The organism is Novosphingobium sp. BL-A-41-Hi4A-0G (assembly GCF_055521735.1).
In genome coordinates this window covers 899,903-920,116 of record NZ_CM145501.1, presented here as the reverse complement: position 1 = coordinate 920,116, position 20,214 = coordinate 899,903, and the positions used below count along the sequence as shown (strand labels likewise).

General features: G+C 63.8%; 17 protein-coding genes. 9 read left to right on the top strand and 8 right to left on the bottom strand.

Going from position 1 to position 20,214, the window contains the following annotated elements; translation table 11 throughout:
- Nucleotides 1-41: 41 nt before the first annotated feature.
- Nucleotides 42-4,274, bottom strand: a complete 4,233-nt coding sequence (locus tag ACZ1JX_RS04455) for a strawberry notch-like NTP hydrolase domain-containing protein (protein ID WP_465125580.1) — start codon at nt 4,272-4,274, stop codon at nt 42-44.
- Between the two features lie 76 nt (nt 4,275-4,350).
- Nucleotides 4,351-5,247, bottom strand: coding sequence for a DUF7146 domain-containing protein (locus ACZ1JX_RS04450; RefSeq protein WP_465125579.1), 897 nt, complete (start codon nt 5,245-5,247; stop codon nt 4,351-4,353).
- Nucleotides 5,248-5,374: 127 nt separating this feature from the next.
- Here ACZ1JX_RS04450 and ACZ1JX_RS04445 point away from each other — a divergent pair, with 127 nt between their 5' ends.
- Together ACZ1JX_RS04445 and ACZ1JX_RS04440 are read left to right on the top strand one after the other, a co-directional pair.
- A complete protein-coding gene (locus tag ACZ1JX_RS04445) occupies nt 5,375-6,034 on the top strand; it encodes a lytic transglycosylase domain-containing protein (RefSeq protein WP_465125578.1) in 660 nt (219 codons plus the stop codon).
- Nucleotides 5,937-6,257, top strand: coding sequence for a DUF5818 domain-containing protein (locus tag ACZ1JX_RS04440; protein ID WP_465125577.1), 321 nt, complete (start codon nt 5,937-5,939; stop codon nt 6,255-6,257). The genes ACZ1JX_RS04445 and ACZ1JX_RS04440 overlap by 98 nt, the downstream gene beginning before the upstream one ends.
- A gap of 26 nt (nt 6,258-6,283) precedes the next feature.
- On the opposite strand, the gene ACZ1JX_RS04435 is transcribed toward ACZ1JX_RS04440, so the two are convergent.
- Entirely contained in the window at nt 6,284-7,612 is a 1,329-nt protein-coding gene (locus ACZ1JX_RS04435) for a tyrosine-type recombinase/integrase (protein ID WP_465125576.1), read from the bottom strand.
- 432 nt (nt 7,613-8,044) lie between these two features.
- Between ACZ1JX_RS04435 and ACZ1JX_RS04430 the strand changes: the two genes are divergently transcribed.
- The 7 genes from ACZ1JX_RS04430 to phoB all read left to right on the top strand — a co-directional run bounded on the left by ACZ1JX_RS04430 (nt 8,045) and on the right by phoB (nt 15,281).
- Complete coding sequence (locus ACZ1JX_RS04430) at nt 8,045-9,169, top strand: sensor histidine kinase (protein ID WP_465126353.1); 1,125 nt, start codon at nt 8,045-8,047, stop codon at nt 9,167-9,169.
- An 88-nt stretch (nt 9,170-9,257) separates the two neighbouring features.
- Entirely contained in the window at nt 9,258-10,298 is a 1,041-nt protein-coding gene (locus ACZ1JX_RS04425; protein ID WP_465126352.1) for a substrate-binding domain-containing protein, read from the top strand.
- Nucleotides 10,299-10,320: 22 nt separating this feature from the next.
- Nucleotides 10,321-11,703 (top strand): phosphate ABC transporter permease subunit PstC, encoded by a 1,383-nt coding sequence (pstC, locus tag ACZ1JX_RS04420; RefSeq protein WP_465125575.1) that lies wholly within the window; start codon nt 10,321-10,323, stop codon nt 11,701-11,703.
- A gap of 8 nt (nt 11,704-11,711) precedes the next feature.
- Nucleotides 11,712-12,983 (top strand): phosphate ABC transporter permease PstA, encoded by a 1,272-nt coding sequence (gene pstA, locus ACZ1JX_RS04415; protein ID WP_465125574.1) that lies wholly within the window; start codon nt 11,712-11,714, stop codon nt 12,981-12,983.
- 1 nt (nt 12,984) lies between these two features.
- Nucleotides 12,985-13,800, top strand: coding sequence for a phosphate ABC transporter ATP-binding protein PstB (gene pstB, locus ACZ1JX_RS04410; protein ID WP_465125573.1), 816 nt, complete (start codon nt 12,985-12,987; stop codon nt 13,798-13,800).
- A gap of 28 nt (nt 13,801-13,828) precedes the next feature.
- The gene (gene phoU, locus ACZ1JX_RS04405) at nt 13,829-14,515 is read left to right on the top strand and encodes a phosphate signaling complex protein PhoU (RefSeq protein ID WP_144903028.1); all 687 of its coding nucleotides are present in this window, start codon (nt 13,829-13,831) and stop codon (nt 14,513-14,515) included.
- A 76-nt stretch (nt 14,516-14,591) separates the two neighbouring features.
- Nucleotides 14,592-15,281: a phosphate regulon transcriptional regulator PhoB gene (gene phoB / locus ACZ1JX_RS04400; protein WP_144901307.1), complete on the top strand. Its 690-nt coding sequence runs from the start codon at nt 14,592-14,594 to the stop codon at nt 15,279-15,281.
- A 4-nt stretch (nt 15,282-15,285) separates the two neighbouring features.
- Here phoB and ACZ1JX_RS04395 read toward each other — a convergent pair whose 3' ends face one another.
- From ACZ1JX_RS04395 to ACZ1JX_RS04375, 5 genes are read right to left on the bottom strand one after another with little or no spacing between them, the layout of a single operon-like run.
- Nucleotides 15,286-16,785 carry a glycosyltransferase family 39 protein gene (locus ACZ1JX_RS04395; protein ID WP_465125572.1) on the bottom strand — a complete coding sequence of 500 codons (1,500 nt, stop codon included), beginning with the start codon at nt 16,783-16,785 and terminating at the stop codon, nt 15,286-15,288.
- Between the two features lie 2 nt (nt 16,786-16,787).
- Nucleotides 16,788-17,060 carry a DUF1467 family protein gene (locus ACZ1JX_RS04390; protein ID WP_465125571.1) on the bottom strand — a complete coding sequence of 91 codons (273 nt, stop codon included), beginning with the start codon at nt 17,058-17,060 and terminating at the stop codon, nt 16,788-16,790.
- 5 nt (nt 17,061-17,065) lie between these two features.
- Complete coding sequence (locus ACZ1JX_RS04385) at nt 17,066-18,661, bottom strand: ribonuclease J (RefSeq protein ID WP_465126351.1); 1,596 nt, start codon at nt 18,659-18,661, stop codon at nt 17,066-17,068.
- 53 nt (nt 18,662-18,714) lie between these two features.
- Entirely contained in the window at nt 18,715-19,497 is a 783-nt protein-coding gene (locus ACZ1JX_RS04380) for a type III pantothenate kinase (RefSeq protein WP_465125570.1), read from the bottom strand.
- On the bottom strand, nt 19,481-20,212 hold the full coding sequence (locus ACZ1JX_RS04375) for a biotin--[acetyl-CoA-carboxylase] ligase (RefSeq protein WP_465125569.1): 732 nt from the start codon (nt 20,210-20,212) through the stop codon (nt 19,481-19,483). Before ACZ1JX_RS04375 ends, ACZ1JX_RS04380 begins: the two co-directional genes overlap by 17 nt.
- Nucleotides 20,213-20,214: the final 2 nt, after the last annotated feature.

Genomic DNA, 20,214 nt, shown 5'->3' with positions numbered 1-20,214 from the left:
TATATATTCCATTGGTTGCCATTTGGCAATATGCATTGCAGCTACTGGCCAAACCCCGCGAGGATACCCGCAGCGGCTGTCGTCGGCACGAACAGCCGCGTCTGATAGCGGATGATCTCGGTAAAACAGCCTTGCGCCTTGTACCAGTCAAGCCGCGCCGCCGACCAACCAGCAAGCTCGAGCCGCTGCGTCCCGTTGACCAGGCTGCGCTTGAGGGTGAGCGCCTCGCGGCCCTTGACCTGCATCGGCCGGCCACCGGTGAGCACAGCGTCGACGATCTGCTCGGCCGAGAACGCGTGTTCGTCCTCCAGACCCAGGGCCTGGCAGAGTTCGGGAACGCAGTAGAGTGGCACTTCGCGACCCAGTAGCGAGCGCCCGTCGCGAGCGGAGATCCGACTGACCCGAACGTAGTCGGAAGGGAGCTTGTCCCAGACCGGCAGCAGCAGCCCAGTCGCGAGATGCAGTCGTTCGCGCTTGTGGCTCGCGGCGGCTTCACCGACCTCAGCTTGCCAGAGGCGACGAAACTCGGCGAAATCGACTGGCGCCCAGTTGCTATCCTCAAGCTGCTCGGCGGTTAGGTGGCCGTGCTTCAAGGGCCGGACCAGTTCGAAGCGGGCAACCCGCGTGCCGTCGTCGGCAAGCAGGCTGCGTGCCGGAACCAATAGCCCAATCCGGCCCGAGCGGGCATTGCGCAGCAACTGCTGGCGCTCGCCCGAGAGACCGTAGAGCTCCTCAAGCCGCGCGAGGCCCAAGGGCTTCAGCGCGCGGGCGATCTCGAGTTCGAGGAGGTGCGTGGTCGCGCCCGAGAGCGCATCGGTGCGCAGCAGGGTGTCGGAGAGCACCTCGAAGTGCTCGACCGCGATGGTCTCGACCCCGAGTTCGAGCGTGCCCGCCTGCCGGGCGGCATCGATCCGCGCTTCGACGAGTCCAAGGAACTCGTCGAAGATGCCGTTCTGCAGGGCGATCGGCAGCGCGAGTATGCGGTTGAGCCAGCGCTGGATCGTCGGCAGGTCGTCGACCATCGATCCGTCGGGGCCTTCGATCCTGAGCCCGGTCAGTTCCTCGAACCGCGCAAGGCTCACGGCGTCGAGCTTGCCGGTGAACAGCAAGCCGAACCATCGGTGAAGCGCCTCCTTGGCATAGGAGCTTTCGAGATTGTCGGCGGGATCGAACAGGTTCTGCCCCCCGGTCTGGCGTTGACCGCGGGTTAGCGCGCCGAGGCTGTCGAGTCGTCGCGCGATGGTCGAGATAAACCGCCGCTCGCCGCGCACATCGGTGGTGACGGGACGGAACAACGGCGCCGAGGCCTGGTTGGTGCGGTTGGTCCGCCCGAGTCCCTGGATGGCGGCATCGGCGCGCCAGCCCGGCTCAAGCAGGAAATGGACGCGGCGCGCCTGGTTCTTCGCCGCAAGGTCGGCATGATAGCTGCGGCCCGTACCGCCGGCGTCAGAGAAGACCAGAACCTTCTTCGAGCCGTCCATGAACGCCTGTGTCTCGGCGACATTGGCACGAGGGCTACGGGATTGAAGCTGCTGGCGCCCATCGCGTCCGACGATCAGCCGACGGGTTCGCCCGGTGACCTCGGCTACCTGGTCGGTCCCGAACCGCTCGATGATCGCATCAAGCGCGGTGGCGATCGGCGGCAACGCGCAGAGTTGCTCGATCATTCGGTCGCGCGCGTCGAGCGCCGAGCGGCACAGCACCGGGGCGCCACCATCGTCGACCATCGGCTCGGAGCGCGGATTGCCGTTCTCGTCCTTGAATACCGCCATCAACCGCACCGGAAAGCTCTTGGTGAGGTAGTCGATCACGTATTCGCGGGGAGAAAGGTCGATCTCAAGCGCTTCACGTTCGGCATCGGTAAGGTCGGCAAGGCGGCGATCGAGCATCGCCTCCGCAGTCGAGACGAGCTGCACCACCACGGCATTGCCTTCGGCAAGTGTCGTATCGATTGCCGGTAGCAGGCTCGGCAACTTCATCGAGAGCAGCAATTGCGCAAAGAACCGCTGCTTGGTGCCCTCGAAGATCGAGAGCGCCGCCGCCTTGGCCCCGGAGTTCAAGGTGTCTCCGCTGTCGGCATCGACAATCCGGGTCGCCTCCAGAGCATCGCGCAGGTTAGCATGGATGATCGCCCAGGCTTCGGCATAGGCGTCGTAGACCGCGATCTGGTCGACGGAGAGGCAATGTTCGAGGATCTCGTATTCGACCCCGGCGAACGACAGCGCTCGCGCGGTGTAGAGCCCTAGCGATTTGAGATCGCGGGCGACCAGTTCCATTGCGGCAATGCCGCCATCGCGGATGTCGGCGACGAAGGCCTCGCGGTTGGCGAAGGCGGTTTCCGGTCCCCAGAGGCCGAGCCGGGTCGCATAGGCGAGATTGTTGACGTCTGACGCCCCGGTTGCCGAGGCATAGAGCACGCGGGCGCGCGGCAGCAGGTTCTGAAGCCGAACCCCGGCAACGCCTTGCTCCGATCCCTTGACCCTGCCGCGTGAGCCTTCACCGCCCGCGGCGTTGGCCATGGCGTGGGCTTCGTCGAAGACGATCACCCCGTCGAAGTCGTCACCCGCCCATTCGAGGATCTGCTCGAGCCGGGTCGCATCGCTGCGGCCTGAGCGAAGGGTCGGATAGGTGACGAAGAGGATGCCCTCGCGCATCCCGACCGGGACCCCGAGCTTCCATTGCCCGAGCGGCTGGAGGTCGATCGGCAGGCCCCCAAGCGCGCTCCAGTCGCGGCGCGCGTCTTCGAGCAGCGCTTCGTTCTTCGAAATCCAGATATGGCGGCGCTCGCCCCTCACCCAGCGATCGAGGATGACCGAGGCGACCTGCCGGCCCTTGCCCGCCCCGGTCCCGTCGCCAAGGAAGTAGCCCATCCGGTAGGTCCGGCCCTCGGCGCTCGCCTTTAGCACGCAACCCTTGTCGTCGGGCTCGAACCTGCCCGAAAGATCGCGGGCATGGGCGCTCGCGGCATAGATCAGGGTCTCTGTCTGCGCGGCGGAGAGAACGCCTTTGGTGATAAGATCGGTAGGCAGCTGCGGCACCGCTTCGGGCACCGGCGCGGTGATCGAGCCCATCGCGACCGATTCCACCAGTGGCGTCGGATGTTCGACTGCGCCAGTGATCGCGATACGGCTCGGTCGATAAGGCAGATAGTGCCCGACCTGCTCGGCGATCGGCGCGGGCGCATCGAGCGGCTGGTAAGCCAGCGGCTGGATCGACGGTGCGGCTGCGACGGGCCGAACCACGAGCGGGACCGGTTTTCTCGCCTGTGCGACGAGCCGCAGCGGGAGCGCCGGTCTTACAACGATGATCGGCTCAGCAACCTGCCCCGTGCGATCGGGCAAAAGGCCGATCAGGAAGCAGAGCTCGGCGAAGTTCACCGGCTTGGCGATGACCGGACTATCGCCGCCATCGACCTTGTCGAGCACTAAGAGCCGGGTGGTGATCGAGGTGCCCTGCTTGACGAAACCGCGCTCAATTGCGGCGTTGAGCCGCAGCGCCACCGGGCCGGTGATCCCAGCAAGGAAGCGCGGTAGGTCGAACCATTCGGGCATCACCGCGACGAGGCGACCGCCGGGGAGCAGCCGCTTCCAGGCCGAGCGTAGGTGCCGCGCACCGGTGCGTCCGTCGTGGCCGCGCTCAATCCCGTGCGAATAGGGAGGGTTCATCAACACCACGCTCGGCGCGACATTGGGCGAGAGCAGCTCGTCGATCAGCTCGCCATCGTATCCAGTCACCGTGGCTTCGGGGAACAGTGCTCCAAGGCATTCACGACGGAGCGGTGAGATCTCGTTGAGCGCGAGGCGCGCGCCTGCCTTAGCCGCCCAAATGCCGAGCATCCCAGTCCCGGCCGAGGGTTCGAGCGCCAATTCTCCAGCAGAAATCCCGCAGGCCCGGGCCGCGAGCCAGGCGATGCGGGGCGGCGTTGCGAACTGTTGCCATTCGATCTGCTCGTCGCTGCGAGTGGTCTGGCTCGGCACCAGCGCTTCCAAGCGAGAAAAGGTCCGATCGGCCAATTCAGGCGGCACAGCGGTGACGAGCTCGGACTCGTCAGCCAAGAATAGCACCTGGGCCAATTCGAGCGCGGCATGGGCATCTCGCACCGACCAGCGGCCTTCGGCATCGCTGCCGCCGAAATGCTCGCGCATTGTGGCGTTCAGCACGGCGCGGGAGATAGCCTGATCGGCACCGATCCGGGCAGCCAACGACCTTGCCACGGCCAGAACCTGCGGTTCGGCGGGGATGGTAAAGGCGAGAGCGGGAGAAGCATGGGACATTGGAAACCTCCTGACGAGACCCAAGTCCGTCTGGGGGCCTCAAAAGGCCCCAATCCCCCTCTCCTCTCTGCTTGGCTCAAGCCGCCGCGCGAATCCGGCGCATCAGCACGTCGTTCCAGTCGTCGCCGGGTCGCTCGGGCCGCCGGGTGACGATCCGGCGCCCCTTGCAGGTATAGGCTTCACGCGCGCGCTCCTCGGCGAGGAGCCCACCGGCGTCGTTGTCAACGAAGAGATGCAGCTCGCGCACCGATTCCGGGATCGTGACCAGGCCGAACCGCTCGTTGCCCAGCGTCGCCCAGCAGGAAATGTCGAACATCTGCATCGCCGAAAGCGCGGACTCGTTGCCCTCGGCGAGTCCGAGCCTGCCATCGCGCGGATATGCCAGACGTACGGCTCCCGAGCCCGGACTGCCGAGTGAGCGCTTGGGCTGCTCAAATGAGGCGAGGCGGTCACTGTCGGGATCGATGAACGTCCGGTTCAGCGCCAGGATACCGGCGTCGTTGCGTACCGCTGCCACCAAGGCCGGTAGGAACCGCACCGCGCCCTTCGGCCCCAGCGGCATGTGCGGATGAAAGCGCAGGTCGGAAGATGAGATCGTGATACCTCTTGCCGAGAGGTAGCGGGCGGCCGCGCTGCCTGCGAGTAGCGAGGCCTCGCGCCACAGCCTCAGCGCGTTGCGGTCAGCGATTTCGTGACGCGGCTTGGATGTTACCGGGCCGTCCGTCCCGTCGAACAGGTCCGAGATCCGCACCCCATGCTTGGCCATGCTCTGCATGACTTCCTCGTTGGTGCAGCCGGCGAAGCAATGGACCAGGATCGCGCGCTTGCCGAGTGTGATGCTGAGCGAGGGAGTACGATCAGCGTGGGCCGGGCAACAACACATACCGCGCGAACGCGACCAGGTCCCGCTCAGCGCCTCGACAATCTTACGAGCGCGGGCTTCGAGCGTTTCGCGACCGTGAACCTGGGACATGGGGCATCTCCATCATGACATGCCTCCACCCGCGCAGCCTCCGCTCTGCGCTGCTGCCAATGCGTTTTCCTACAGGATGCGTTCTATATATGTTCTTACTCGATTCGGCCATAGAAGGAATCGAGATATGAGACTGAGTTGGGCAACGATCACAGCGGCGGTGGCGGGATTGGCGTTCGTCGTCCCGGCTCAGGCGCAGGAGGAAATGGCTGCTGAAGCTGCTGCTGCACCTGAGACCCGACCCGACGGCTTCCGCGTCGCCGAGGGGTCGAACGGTTTCCAGCTGGTCGAGCATGGGATCTGGCGCCAGACCCTAGCCGCTTCGTCCGGGGCTCCGATTCTCGAAGAGGGCCGGACCTACCTTCCCTATCGTTATGCAAAGCCCGAAGCTGGCGGGCGCTCAGGCTTTCGACGGGCAAGCTACCTTCCCCATGTTTATGCTGCCGAGGCTCAATATTCGCTGCCGAGTGGTCTTCTCGACGCCTTGGTATGGACGGAATCCCGATATAATCCTTTGGCGATCAGCAAAGCTGGTGCTGCTGGCTTGGGCCAGTTGATGCCGGGGACCGCCCGCGACCTTGGAGTTTCAAATCGCTTCGATCCAATGGCCAACCTCTTCGGCGCGGCGCGGTATCTCCGCCAGATGCTCGACAAGTTCGGGGTAGTGCATCTGGCCCTCGCTGCCTACAATGCAGGCCCTGGCGCCGTTGAACGAGCTGGCGGCATTCCACGCAATGGCGAGACACCGGCCTACGTGCGCGATGTGCTGCGTCATTGGCGCTTCTAAGCAGGGGGTAATTGTGAGTTCCGGTCGAATACGCGTGTCAGGAACGCTCAGTCGCGGCAGGCGCGGAATGATCCTGACCACAAACGATGATGAGGTCTGGATCATCGAGAGCGAGGAGCCAGTCGACGGTTTGGTAGGTACGGATGTCATCGTTGACGGGACGGTAGTCGGACTTGATAGGCTCAAGGCCGACTGGATCGGCGTTTCCAGCACTGGCACTTGATCAACTTCTGATAAGCGAAGTCCGATTCAAGCCGCGAGTGGAATAATCGCCTGCGCCGCAAGGGTGTCCAAACCGTCGGCTATGTATCTTGCATAGTGACGTTCGATCATCGCGATACTCGTATCATGGATCGCGGCCACCAAGCGTGTCGGAAGGTTCGCACGGATACCCCTGACGATGGACGAATGCCGAAGCGCATACGGAATCACATCGGGTAGACCGGCCTTTGCGCGGATATCACCCCACGGTCGAACGATCTCGCTCGGTGTCTGCCACGGCCCTCTGGACGACCTTTCCCATCGAATAGTGCCCGGCTGTTGCGTGTAACGCCAGCGCTCGAACAGGGGCGCGCCTTTGCCCCGGCCGAGCACGATCGGCGTCAAAACATCGAGAACGTCGCGTCCAACCGGCACGGAGATAAGGCTCACCTTACCTCCTCGTCCTTTCCGGCTGGGTGGCATCATTAGACGACCGGCAACCGTCTGCACGTCCATGACTCTCAGGCGTGTGACCTGTGAAAAGCGAGCGCCTGTCGCAGCCATGACCAGAATGAGGCGGTATAGGTCACCTTCCCAGCCTTGTTCTCGATCGACTTCGAGCGTTGCAGCCATCAAGCTGGCGACCTGGTCGTCGGAAAGGATCTGGTTCTCGCGCGCTATGGCAACATCGTCACCATCGTCATGTTCATGTCCGACCGCACGCAATCCCCGTTTGATCGTGCTCAAGAGCCCCGCCGGTAGGCGTGAGAAGTAACGCTCCGCGCAGCTGTTAAGGGCCGCTTTGAGGTCGTTGACCAGTCGCTGAATCCCCGCCGGTTTGAAGCCGGATGGCAAGTTCAATCGCCACGACCGGAGATCGTCTTCGGTCAGCTTGTGAAGCGGAATCTCAGCCAAGTCGGCCGCATCCACCCCCGCCCGCTTGCCGCGGGCCGGGCGCCCGATAACGAACTTCTCCAGTCGACGCGATGCATCCGATCGAATGTCTCGACCGGTCCGACGCTTCTCGCGCGCATCGCGTGCCTCAATGTAGGTCTCAACCGCAGAGCGAACGGTGAGAGGAGGCCCATCAGCCGCAGCCTTAGCCTCGGTCCGGGCTTCCTCGACATGCGCAAGAGCTACTTTGACTGCCGATCGATAATCCAGCGTGCCGATATCGATCGCGTCGTCGGCAGTTCCGATCGAAGACTGACGATATCCCTGACCGTTCCTCCAGCGAACGAGCCAGACACCACCGCGCTTGCCTTTTCGGTAGCCCACATGAATGTCGGCATCGAGGCTGCGCCAATGGAGCCCAATGTCCAAGCGGCGGCGCGCTTCGCGGGTGGTCAATGGTGCATCGTTGATCGTTCGCGACATGGTGGATTCCGCAAAACCGTCAAATATACGTCAAATAAGCCTGTGCGTGGCCTAGAGGATAAATGTGGACGACACCAAATGCAAGTGAATGATAAATATGGATGTTTTTGGAAACACGCGGACGGATAGAGAGTCATAAAAGTCCGTTTTTGTCACTCTCTCACGGCTGAAACACGGGTTCGATTCCCGTAGGGGTCACCAGCGCAATTCCAGCAGTAGCGTGAGGCTTTTCAGCGAGATGCCGGAATCCGAATGTGACAATGCGAGCCGGTCGCTTGCGTCACCTGCCTGCTCTCGCCTATCCGCGTTGCAACGAAGCCGACACATCGTTCGGCGATTCGCAGGCACGAGCAATCCACACGGCGTGATTCGATGAAGGGTTTGTCGCTGCCACTTCCCAGCATCATCGTTGCCGCATGCGCAGCGATCGTGATGTATCTCGGAGGCTCCGGCTTCTGGATGGCGCTGGCCATCCTGCTTGTCTGGCTTGCCACCTTATGGCTGGCGCGCCCCGAGCCGGTCGTGGAAACGATCAGCCGCGACGACGGCAGCGTATCCCGTCAGGCCATGATCGAACTGGTAGAACCCTTCGGTCTTCCCGTGCTCATGCTCGATGGCCAGCGCATTGCCGCTGCCAATGCTGCCGCGCGCGAGGAACTGGGCACCCATATCATCGGGCAGGATGCCCGCGTCGCGCTGCGCCATCCCGAAGCGATCCGCCTGCTGCAAAAGCCCGAAGGCCGCGCCTTGGTCCGCGGCCTGACCGGCGCCCGCTCGATCTGGCAGGTCAGCCGCGTCCCCATCGACGAACGCTTCTCGCTGATCGAGATGGTCAATCGCACCGCCGAGGCCGACATCAGCCGCGCACATACCGATTTCGTCGCCAACGCCAGCCATGAGCTGCGCACGCCGCTCGCCTCGATCATCGGCTACATCGAGACGCTGGCCGATCCGGACGCGAAAGTGGACGAAGCAACGGCCGCGAAGTTCCACGCCACAGTCCTGCGCGAGTCCCGCCGCCTGCAAAGCCTCGTCGAGGACCTCATGTCGCTTTCGCGCATCGAGGCCGAGAAGCACGAACTGCCGCGCGATCGGATCGACCTTGGGCAGATGGTCGGCAGCATCGCCAGCGAGACGGCGATGACGGCGGGCGAAGGCCGACTGGAAGCGGATGCCACAGAAGCCATCGTCCTGGGCGACCGCCAGCAGCTCGACCAACTGGTGCGCAACCTGATCGACAATGCCTTCAAATATGGCGATCCCGCGCAGCCGGTCCGCGTCGGGCTCACCGCGCGCAACGGCGAGGCCGAACTGGTGGTGACCGACAAGGGCGAAGGCATCCACCCCGATCACCTCCCCTACCTCACCCGCCGGTTCTATCGCACCGATCCGGGCCGCAGCCGCGCCGCGGGCGGCACCGGCCTAGGCCTTGCGATCGTCAAGCACATCGTCGAACGGCACCGTGGCAAGCTGGATATTGCCAGCACGCTCGGCGTCGGAACCACGGTAACCGTGCGCATTCCGCTCGCTCCGCAGACAAATGTTGCTGAAGACTGACACAAACGGCAGATCGTTGTCATAAACCTGTCACGTAATCGTCGCATTGGCGTCCCTGCCAACGGGATGAAGGCTAGAACCCATGTCGATGATTCGTACGATTTCGCTCTCCGCCGCCGCACTCGGCGCTCTCGCTCTTGCCGGTTGCGGCAGCCAGGAAGCGGGCACCCGCGACCAGGTTCGTGCGGTGGGTTCGTCCACCGTCTATCCGTTTGCCAAGGCGGTCGCGGAATCGCTGGCCAAGGCTGATCCTTCGCTCAAGTCGCCGATCATCGAATCGACCGGCACGGGCGCGGGCATGAAGCTGTTCTGCGCCGGCGTCGGCGCACAGTTCCCCGATATCGAAAACGCATCGCGCCGGATGAAGAAGTCCGAGTTCGAGGATTGCGCCAAGAACGGCGTGAAGGACATCGTCGAGATCCAGGTCGGTCTCGATGGCGTTGCCTTCGCCGAGGCGCAGGGCGGCCCCGGCATCGCGCTGACCCCGGAAGACGTCTACAAGGCGCTTGCCAAGAACCCCTATGGCAAGCCCAACACCGCCAAGACCTGGAAGGACGTCAACCCGTCGCTCCCGGCCGAACCGATCCTCGTCTACGGTCCGCCGTCGACTTCGGGCACGCGCGACGCGCTCAAGGAACTGATCCTGACCAAGGGCTGCGACGAGAACGCCGAGATGAAGGCTCTCAAGGACAGCGACAAGGACAAGCATGACAAGATCTGCGGCGAAGTTCGCGATGATGGCGCCTATGTCGATGCCGGTGAAAACGACAACCTGATCGTCCAGAAGATCGAGGCGAACCCGAAGGCCATCGGCATCTTCGGCTATTCCTACCTCGAAGAGAACAAGGGCCGCATCAAGGGCCTGACGATGAAGGGCGTCGAGCCGACTTACGCCACCATCTCGGACTTCACCTATCCCGGAGCCCGCCCGCTCTACATCTATGTGAAGAAGGCGCACCTCAAGGCTATTCCGGGTCTCCAGGCATTTGTCACTGAATGGTCAAAGCTTTGGGGCAAGGATGGCGCGCTTGCCAAGCTCGGCATGGTGGTCGCACCTGACGATGTGCTTGCAGGCAGCGCGAAGGCTGTTAACGACCTCCCGGTCCTTGACGGTTCGCAGCTGAAGTAAAACTGGGGGTAATACCGGAGTCATGTCGCCAGCCATCCTGCTTCTGCTCGCCTTCGGGCTGAGCCTGTTCGGTTGGCTGGCGGCACGCTCCCGTGCCTGGGCCTTTCGCAAGGCTGCGCCGGGCACCCGGCTGCACTCGCTGCCCAATTTCCACGGCTGGTACGTCGCGCTGTGGATCGGCGTCCCTGCCCTGCTCTTTGCGGTGCTTTGGAATGCCATCAGCCCGACACTGATCACTTCCCACGTCCTTGCCGATCCCGCCGCCTCACTGCTGCCCGGTTTCGGGTTCGAGCGTGAGACAATGCTCGCAGAAGCCCGTGCCGTCGCCGAAGGCAAGGCATTCGGCGTGTTCAACGAGGAAGCGCAGGGTCTGATCGCGCCCTATCGCGCCGCGATAACGCTCTATGATTCCATAGGGCTGATCGTGACGATCCTCGTCGGCTTTGCAGGGGGCGCGTTCGCGTTCCTGCGCCTCAAGCCTGATTTCACCGCCCGCACCCGCGTCGAACGTGCGGTGATGGCGCTGTTGCTGATCGCATCGCTCGTCGCGATCCTCACCACCATCGGCATCATCGCCAGTCTGGTGTTCGAGACCGTGCGCTTCTTCGGCATGGTCTCGCCGATTGATTTCCTCTTCGGCACCCACTGGTCGCCCGACCCGATGAGTTCTGGTTCGCCAAACGGCAAGGACTACGGCGCGATTCCGCTGTTCTGGGGCACGATCTACATCGGCGCGATCATCGCCATGATCGTTGCCATTCCGCTAGGACTGATGAGCGCGATCTTCCTCACGCAGTATGCCAGCAGCGGTGTGCGCAAGGTGATGAAGCCGCTGCTCGAGATCCTCGCAGGCGTGCCCACCGTGGTCTACGGCTATTTCGCCGCGCTGACCGTCGCCCCGATGGTGCGCGATGCGGCTCAGGCCATCGGCATCTCCAGCGCATCGACCGAGAGCGCCGTGGCGGCCGGGCTCGTCATGGGCATCATGATCATCCCGTTCGTCTCCTCGATGGCCGACGACTCGATTGCCGCCGTGCCGCAGGCCATGCGTGACGGCAGCCTCGCCATGGGCGCGACCACGGCCGAGACGATCACCAAGGTCCTCGTCCCCGCCGCCCTGCCCGGCATCGTCGCGGGCGTGATGCTCGCCATCAGCCGCGCCATTGGCGAGACGATGATCGTGGTCATGGCCGCCGGTGCCTCGGCCAACCTTACCGCCAATCCGTTCGAGAGCATGACCACGGTCACTTTCCAGATCGTTGCCATGCTGACCGGCGAAGGCAGCTTCGACCATCCCGCCACGCTTTCCGCGTTCGCGCTGGGCATGGTCCTGTTCCTTGTCACCCTGACGCTGAACTTCATCGCCCTGCGCGTGGTGAAGCGTTACCGCGAAGCCTACGAGTGAGCCCTGTGATGACCGAGACGGTTTCCACCACGCAGCTTACCGAAGTGCAGGCGCAGCGTCGCGCGCGCATGGCAGGCGGTCTTGCCCGCCGCCGCGCCGCCGACCGCCGCTTCCGCTGGCTCGGCTTTATCGCCGTGGCGTTCTCCGCGCTGATGCTTGCCTTCCTGCTGGTCAACATGAGTTCGGCCGGTGTCGCCGGGTTCCAGCGCAGCGAAGTACGCTTCGACATCCCGCTGGCCGGGTCGATGCAGATCGATTCCCGTCGCCTGACTCAGGCCGATCCGATGGGCGGGCTGGAACTGGCAGGGCTGGAAAAAGTCGTCGAGGGCGCCGCAAAGAACGCACTTGGTCCGGACGCCGACGATCTCGTCGCCCAAGGCGCCTGGCGCGAAGTGGCGACTGCCCTGATCGAAGACCCTTCGCTGCTCAATGGCACCTACCACGCCTCGCTGCCCGCCAGCGACGACCTTGCAAGCGCCCAGCGCGGCGAAGGCGATGCCGCCATGCAGCAAGTGGCAAAAAAGCTGGTCAGCGAGGGCAAGCTGGTCCGCACCTTCGACAAGGGCTTCCTCAGCCGATCGGACGCGACCAGCCCGCAGTCTGTCGGCATCTGGGGCGCGCTCAAGGGCTCGATGCTGACGATGTTCATCACGCTGGTCCTGGCTTTCCCGGTCGGCGTGCTCTCGGCTCTCTACCTTGAGGAATACGCTCCCAAGAACCGCTGGACCGAGTGGATCGAAATCTCGATCAACAATCTGGCGGCAGTGCCCTCGATCATCTTCGGCCTGCTCGGCCTCGCGGTCTTCCTTGGCCTCTTTCCGAACTACCGCTCGGCCCCGCTGATCGGCGGCATGACCCTGGCGCTTATGACGATGCCAGTCATCGTGATTTCGGGCCGCAATGCAATCAAGGCAGTGCCGCCATCCATCCGTGACGCTGCACTGGCGATCGGCGCCAGCAAGGTGCAGGTGGTGTTCAACCACGTGCTGCCGCTGGCGCTGCCCGGCATCCTCACCGGTACGATCATCGGCATGGCCCGCGCGCTGGGCGAGACGGCTCCGCTGCTGATGATCGGCATGCGCGCCTTCGTCGCCAGTCCGCCTTCCGGCTTCACCGCCCCGTCGAGCGTGCTGCCGGTGCAGATCTTCCTGTGGTCCGACGAGATCGACCGCGGCTTCGTCGAGCGCACCAGCGCCGCCATCGTGGTCCTGCTCGTCTTCCTTCTCCTGATGAACGGCCTTGCGATCTACCTGCGCAACCGCTTCGAAAAACGGTGGTAAAATGAACGCTGAAGCGATCAAGACTGAAGTGAAGGCTGACGACAGGCCCTACTTCGACGCGCCTTCGAAGATGAGCGCGAAGAACGTCTCGGTGTTCTATGGCGACAAGCGCGCGATCGACGATGTCTCCATCGAAATTCCGCAGCGCTATGTCACCGCGTTCATCGGCCCCTCGGGCTGCGGCAAGTCAACGTTCCTGCGCTCGCTCAACCGCATGAACGACACCATCGCCAATGCCCGCGTCGAAGGCGAAATCCTGCTCGACGGCGAGGACATCTACAAGTCGGGCATGGACGTGGTGCAGTTGCGCGCCCGCGTCGGCATGGTGTTCCAGAAGCCGAACCCCTTCCCCAAGTCGATCTACGACAACATCGCCTATGGTCCCAAGATCCACGGCCTCACCGGCAGCAAGGCCGAGCTTGACGAGATCGTCGAGCAATCGCTGCGCCGCGCAGGCCTCTGGGACGAAGTGAAGGACCGCCTTGCCGACAGCGGAACCGCGCTTTCCGGCGGCCAGCAGCAGCGCCTTTGCATCGCCCGCGCCATTGCGGTCGACCCTGAAGTGATCCTGATGGACGAGCCGTGCTCCGCGCTCGACCCTATCGCCACGGCGCGTATCGAGGAACTGATCGACGAGTTGCGCGGACGCTTTGCCATCGTCATCGTCACGCACTCGATGCAGCAGGCTGCACGCGTTTCTCAGCGTACGGCGTTCTTCCACCTTGGCAAGATCGTCGAATACGGCAAGACTTCCGATATCTTCACCAATCCGCGTGAAGAACGGACCAAGGATTATATCACCGGCCGCTACGGCTGAGCCACGGCAACGCGACGAGAAGGACGAACTGGTGGCCGAACATACCGTCAAGGCTTTCGACGACGACATCACCCGGCTGCGCGGCCTGGTCGCGGAGATGGGCGGACTTGCCGAGCTTTCCGTTTCGGAAGCGATGGACGCGCTGCTGCGCGGTGACCATGACCTTGCCGCAGGTGTCATCGCGCGCGACAAGCGCATCGACCAGCTCGAGGCCGAAGTCGACAAGCTTGCGATCCGCGTGCTCGCCCTGCGCGCACCGATGGCGGACGACCTTCGCGAAGTCATCGCCGCGCTCAAGATCGCCGGCGTGATCGAGCGCATCGGTGACTACGCCAAGAACATCGCAAAGCGCGTCGGCATCATCGAGGGCCGCAAGCGGTTCGAACCGCTGACGCTGATCCCGGCAATGAACGACCTTGCCGCCGAAATGGTTCACGACGTGTTGACCGCCTTTGCCGCGCGCGACCCCGTGGCCGCCGCCGAGATTGTCCAGCGTGATGCCAAGGTCGATGCCTTCTACGATTCGATCTTCCGCAACCTCGTCTCGTTCATGGTCGAGAACCCGGCCACGATCAGCAGCGCCGCCCAGCTCCTGTTCGTTGCACGCAACATCGAGCGTATCGGCGATCATGCAACGAACATCGCGGAAATGGTGTACTACGCATCCACCGGTGCCAATCTGCCCGAGCGCGAAGAGGTCCTGCCACCTGCCTGACAGGCCTTTTCGCGTCATCGTCATACGGTGGTAACATAAGACGTGCTTTGGCAAGCTCACCGTCAAGGAGGTTTGCGTGCCTGCTCCCAAGTTGCTGCTGGTTGAAGACGACACTGCCCTTGCCGAACTGGTCGAGTACCGGTTCCGCGGCGAAGGCTACGATGTCCGCACCACTGATGATGGCGACGAAGCGTTGCTGCTGGCCGCAGAGGACGCGCCCGATCTCGTCCTTCTGGACTGGATGATCGGCGGAACCAGCGGCATTGAGGTGTGTCGCCGCCTGCGCCGGAACAAGGAAACCGCACACGTTCCGATCATCATGCTCACTGCCCGCTCGGACGAGGACGACCGCATTCGCGGCCTCGAGATCGGCGCTGACGACTATGTGACCAAGCCGTTCTCGCCCCGCGAACTCATCGCCCGCGTCGGCGCGGTGCTCCGCCGGGTCCGTCCTGCACTTGCTGGCGAGACCATCGTGGTGGGTGACCTCTCCCTCGATCCCACCGCACACCGCGTCACCCGTCGCGGTACGCCGATGAAGGTCGGGCCCACCGAGTTCCGTTTGCTCAAGCACTTCATGGAGCATCCCGGCCGCGTGTTCTCGCGCGGGCAACTGCTCGATGCAGTCTGGGGCAGCGGCAGCGACATCGAACTGCGCACGGTCGACGTGCACATCCGACGCCTGCGCCAGGCTGTCGCCATCCCCGGCGCAGCCGATCCGGTGCGAACCGTCCGCTCGGCCGGATACGCGCTCGAAGGCGTCTGATTGGTTACTTGTCCATCCGGACAAGCGCCTCATTGTAATCGAGCTTTCCGGCCTTCTCCGTGCAGGGCCCTTGCCGCGCCATTACGCAATACTGCTGCTCGAACAGCGGTTGCGTGGGCGACATGCAACCGACGAAGCGATAGGCCGACGGCAGTTCGCCCATGTGCTCGACCGGTGCCACGGCAACATTGTAGCGCGCCTGCACCTTGGCGGCGACTTCCTGCGCCGCCGGGCCATCGATGAACAGGACCTGCGCCTTCGTATTGAGCACAGCGCGCGACACGAAAGGGATATCGCGAATGCGGTATGTCGCAAGGCCGCAAAAATTGGGTTGAGCACGGATCGTGCGCATAGCTTTGAGCGGCAGTTTGCCCACGCCCCAGTTGATCACGAACGGCTCGGTCGCGGCAACCTGCACCGATCCCAGCAACCACAGGGTTGCAAGCGCGGCAAGTCCCCGCCGTCCGAACGCCATGCCTCGCCAAGCGGCAATCCGTTCGGCCAGATCGACCGACCCGATCGCCGCCAGCAGCACCAGCAGCAACACGCCAAGCAGGATGAAGCGGTATTCCTTGTGTCCGATCGCCGAGTGGATGGCGATCACCGCAAGCGCGGTTGCCGCCAGCACCGGATAACGCCGCGCACCCAGCCACATGGCAGGCAGCAGCGCGATGGCAATGTACTGCCACTCCCACGCCAGCACGCGCAGATACCAGTCCGCCGTTTCCACGCCATAGGCATGGCTGCGATTGGCCACGACGTTGGCGAGCACGTTGTTGTAGATCCACAGCAGCGGCGGCTGCCCCATGGTCACGTTCGCAAGGACATCGCACAACAAGCCTCCAGCAGCCCCCGCAAGAAGCGGCACCCACGCCTTGCGGATGTCCAGTCGCCCTGCCCAGAGGAACGGTATCGCCAGAGCAGGACCCAGCGGAAAGCGGGTGATGAACCCGAGCCCGAGCAGGAACCCGCCCGCCAGTGCCGTGCGCCAGCGCCCGTTGTCCCGGAACCGCACCAGCAGCGTGAGCCCCGGAAGGATCGCCAGTACTGAGAAAGTATCGCTCGACGTGCGCGGGGCGAAATAGGCAAAGTCGATCCACGTTGCGGCAACGAAGGCCGCCGCGATCGCATGAGACCGGCTGATCCGGCCGCCAAGCGACCAGCCCGCCCAGATCGTGCCCAACGACGCCAGCGCCATCCCCATGCGCGGCAGCACCAGATGCAGCTCGCCTGCAGGATCGAGCGCATTGCCCAGCCAGACCGGGCCCACCATGACCAGCGGGATCAGCCAGCTACGGATGCCGAGCCGGATGTCCCAGGTGCGTATCCAGTCGCCCGTGATCAGCCCATAGGCAGGCTCGATGTACTGCCAGACCTCGTCGGCGTGGTGATAGACCGTGAACAGCGAGATCGGGATGCGGAGGGCCAGCGCCAGCACAAGCAGCCAACCCAGCGCACGATCGATCCCGCGCCTTGCCCCGATGCCGCCCGCCCCCTCGCCCACGGTCAGTGCGCGAAGTAGGTGGTCAGATCCAGATCGGCGACGGTGATCCAGCCATTGATGTAGTTGGCATAGTAGAAGCCGAACATCAGAGCCGAGAGGATCGTGGCGCGGAACGCTATCCGGCGCGGATTGAAGTTGCCGGGCGCGCTGTCAGCCTGCCCCAGGATCTTCGACTGCCCCAGTTCGTCATGCGTGCGCACGCCGAACGGCAAGACGATGAACGCCGCCATGACCCAGAACAGCCCGTAGATGGCAATGATCGAGGTAATCTTCATCGGCTTCAGCTTTCCCGCAGCAACACCTGGACGACCGGCTTCTTGCCTGACCAGCGCTGGCCTGCCCGCCTGACCGCAAGCCTCACGGCTTCAGCCACGGCAACGCGGTCGCGCTTGCGATCACCCTTGAGCTTGCGCACGGCGTCCGCCGCTTCCACCTTGGCCTCGACCACAAAGGCTTCCATGTCCTCGTCGAGCGGAATGCCGATTGCGCCGATGTCGATGTCCGACAGCAGCTGGCCATCATGCCGCACGGCGAGCGCGACACTGATCAACCCGTTCTGCGAAAGCTTGCGCCTTGCGACCACGCCTTCGCCATCGGCGGGCGCAATGATGTCACCGTCGAGCACAAGGCGCCCAGCGCGCTCTTCGGAAATCTTCTTCGGCCCATCAGGCGCAAGCCGGATCAGGTCACCGTTCTTCTGCAGGATCGCCTTGGGTATGCCCTCGTCGAGCCCCAACTGTGCCTGCTCGGCCATGTGGCGGATTTCGCCGTGCACCGGCACAAGGATTTCAGGCCTGATCCAATCGTACAGCGCCACCAGTTCCGGGCGACCGGGGTGACCCGAGACGTGGATCATCGACTGCTTGTCGGTCACGATCCGCACGCCCTTTTCCACCAGCGCGTTCTGGATGCGGCCTATGGCGAGTTCGTTGCCGGGAATCTGGCGGCTGGAGAACAGGACTACATCGCCCTTCTCGAGCCGCACCGGATGCTGGTCGCCGGCGATGCGCGCCAGTGCCGCGCGCGGCTCGCCCTGCCCGCCCGTGGCGAGCACGAGCAGTTCGCCGCGCGGCACGTCCATCGCGTCGTCCATATGGACCAGGTCTGGGAAGTTCTTCAGGTAACCGCAGGACTTCGCCACGCGGATGATCCGGTCGAGCGAACGCCCCGCTACACACAGCTTGCGCCCGGTCGCCTCGGCCACTTCGCCCAGCGTCTGCAGCCGCGCCACGTTCGAGGCAAAGGTCGTGACGACAACACGCCGCCCCTTCTGCGCCCCCACTGCCTCGAGCAGCCCGGCGCGCACTTCGCCTTCCGAGCCCGAAGGCTTGGGATTGAACACGTTGGTCGAATCGCAGACCAGCGCGAGAATGCCCTCGTCGCCGATGGCGGTGAGTTCTTCCTCGGTCGCCGGCGTACCGATGCGCGGCTCGTCGTCCAGCTTCCAGTCGCCGGTGTGGAAGATCTTCCCGTGCGGCGTGTCGATCAGCAGCGCGTTGCCCTCGGCGATCGAGTGCGCGAGCGGAACGTAGCGGATTCCGAACGGCCCGAGTTCAAACCGGTCGAGATGGTCGATCACGTTGAGCTCGACCTCGTCCTCAATCCCCGCCTCGACCAGCTTTTCGTGCACCAGCTTGGCAGTGAAGGGCGTGGCATAGAGCGGCACGCCAAGGTCCTGCGCAAAGTATGGCACTGCGCCGATGTGGTCCTCATGCGCATGGGTCAGCACGATCCCGACCAGATCGTCGAGCCGCTGCTCGATGAAGTCCAGGTCGGCGAAGACGAGATCGATGCCGGGGTAATAGGGATCGGCAAATGTCATACCGAGATCGACCATCAGCCACTTGCCGTCACAGCAATAGAGGTTGACGTTCATCCCGATCTCGCCCGAACCACCGAGGGCGAGGAACAGCAGTTCTTTAGGTGACTTCACTGATTTGCTGCCCGCTCTGCCAGAATCGCCAGCCCGTCGAGCGTGAGATCTGTGTCCACATGGTCGAAAATGTCGGTGTGATCGCCGAAGAGGACCGCAAGGCCTCCGGTCGCGACCACCTTGGCCGGACGCCCGATTTCAGCCCGCATCCGCGCAATCAGGCCTTCCATCATCGCCACATAGCCCCAGAACACGCCGATGTGCATCTGGTCTTCAGTATTACGCCCGATCACGCTCTTGGTCCGCGTCGGCGCTTCAATGGCAATGCGTGGCAACTTGGCCGCGGCATTGACCAGCGCATCGAGCGAGAGGTTGATCCCCGGCGCGATGATCCCGCCCTTGTAGGCCCCGTTGAAGTCGATCACGTCGAACGTCGTCGCCGTGCCGAAGTCGACCACGATCAGGTCGCCGGGATACTTGGCATGCGCGGCGATGGCATTGACCGCACGGTCTGCCCCAAGCGAACGCGGCTCATCGACGTCGGCCTCGAAGCCCCATTCAACCGGCGGTTGGCCCGCGATCAGCGGCTCAAGCTTGAAGTACTTCTGCGACAGTACCGTGAGGTTGTGCAGTGCGCGCGGCACAACGGTCGAGATCAGGATCTGCCTGACCGCCTTGGGATCGAAGCCCTGAATCTGCATGAGTTGCAGCAGCCACACCGCGTATTCGTCCGCCGTCCGGCGCGGATCGGTCGCCACGCGCCAGCGCGACTTGATCTCGCGGCCATCGAACAGCGCGAAGACGATGTTGGTATTGCCGACGTCAACCGCCAGAAGCATGGGAACCCACCATTTCTATGTCGCCCGCGTGGATGGCACGGACTGCGCCATCCGCCAAGCGCAGAAGGGCCACACCGTTCTCGTCGATCCCGGCAAACGCACCCACAATAACGCCGTGCTCGCTATCCTTGACCGATACAAGCGTCCCAGTGGGCAAGGCCCGCGCGATCCATTGCTGGCGCAGCAGTGGCCATTCGCCAAAGTGCCAGCGATCCACCGCATCGCGGAACCGCGCGGAAAGGTCAGCGGCGAAGGCGTCCCGGGTAATGGCACAGCCCAGCATCAAAAGCGATGCCGTAGCCCGATCCAGGACCACGGGCGCCTGCGCCAGATTGACGCCGATGCCGACGACGACCGCATCGCCATGCCGCTCAAGCAGAATACCCGCCAGCTTGGCTTCACCAACCAGTACATCGTTTGGCCACTTCAGCCGCAGATCAGCCAGCCCCGGCGCAATTGAGCTGACCGTCTCATGGACGGCAAGACCGGCGACGAGCGCCAGCGTCTGCGGGAGCGGATCGGAGCCGCGCAACAGCACGACGGTCGATCCCATGAAATTGCCGTAGCCGTCAGACCACACCCGCCCGGCCCGTCCGCGCCCGGCGCTCTGCCGGTCGGCTACCAGCCAGTCACCCTCGCGCAAGGCCTCTCCCCCGCCAAGGCGCGCAAGTAGCGCGCCATTGGTCGAGGGGATTTCGGCAACCGTTTCGATCAAGT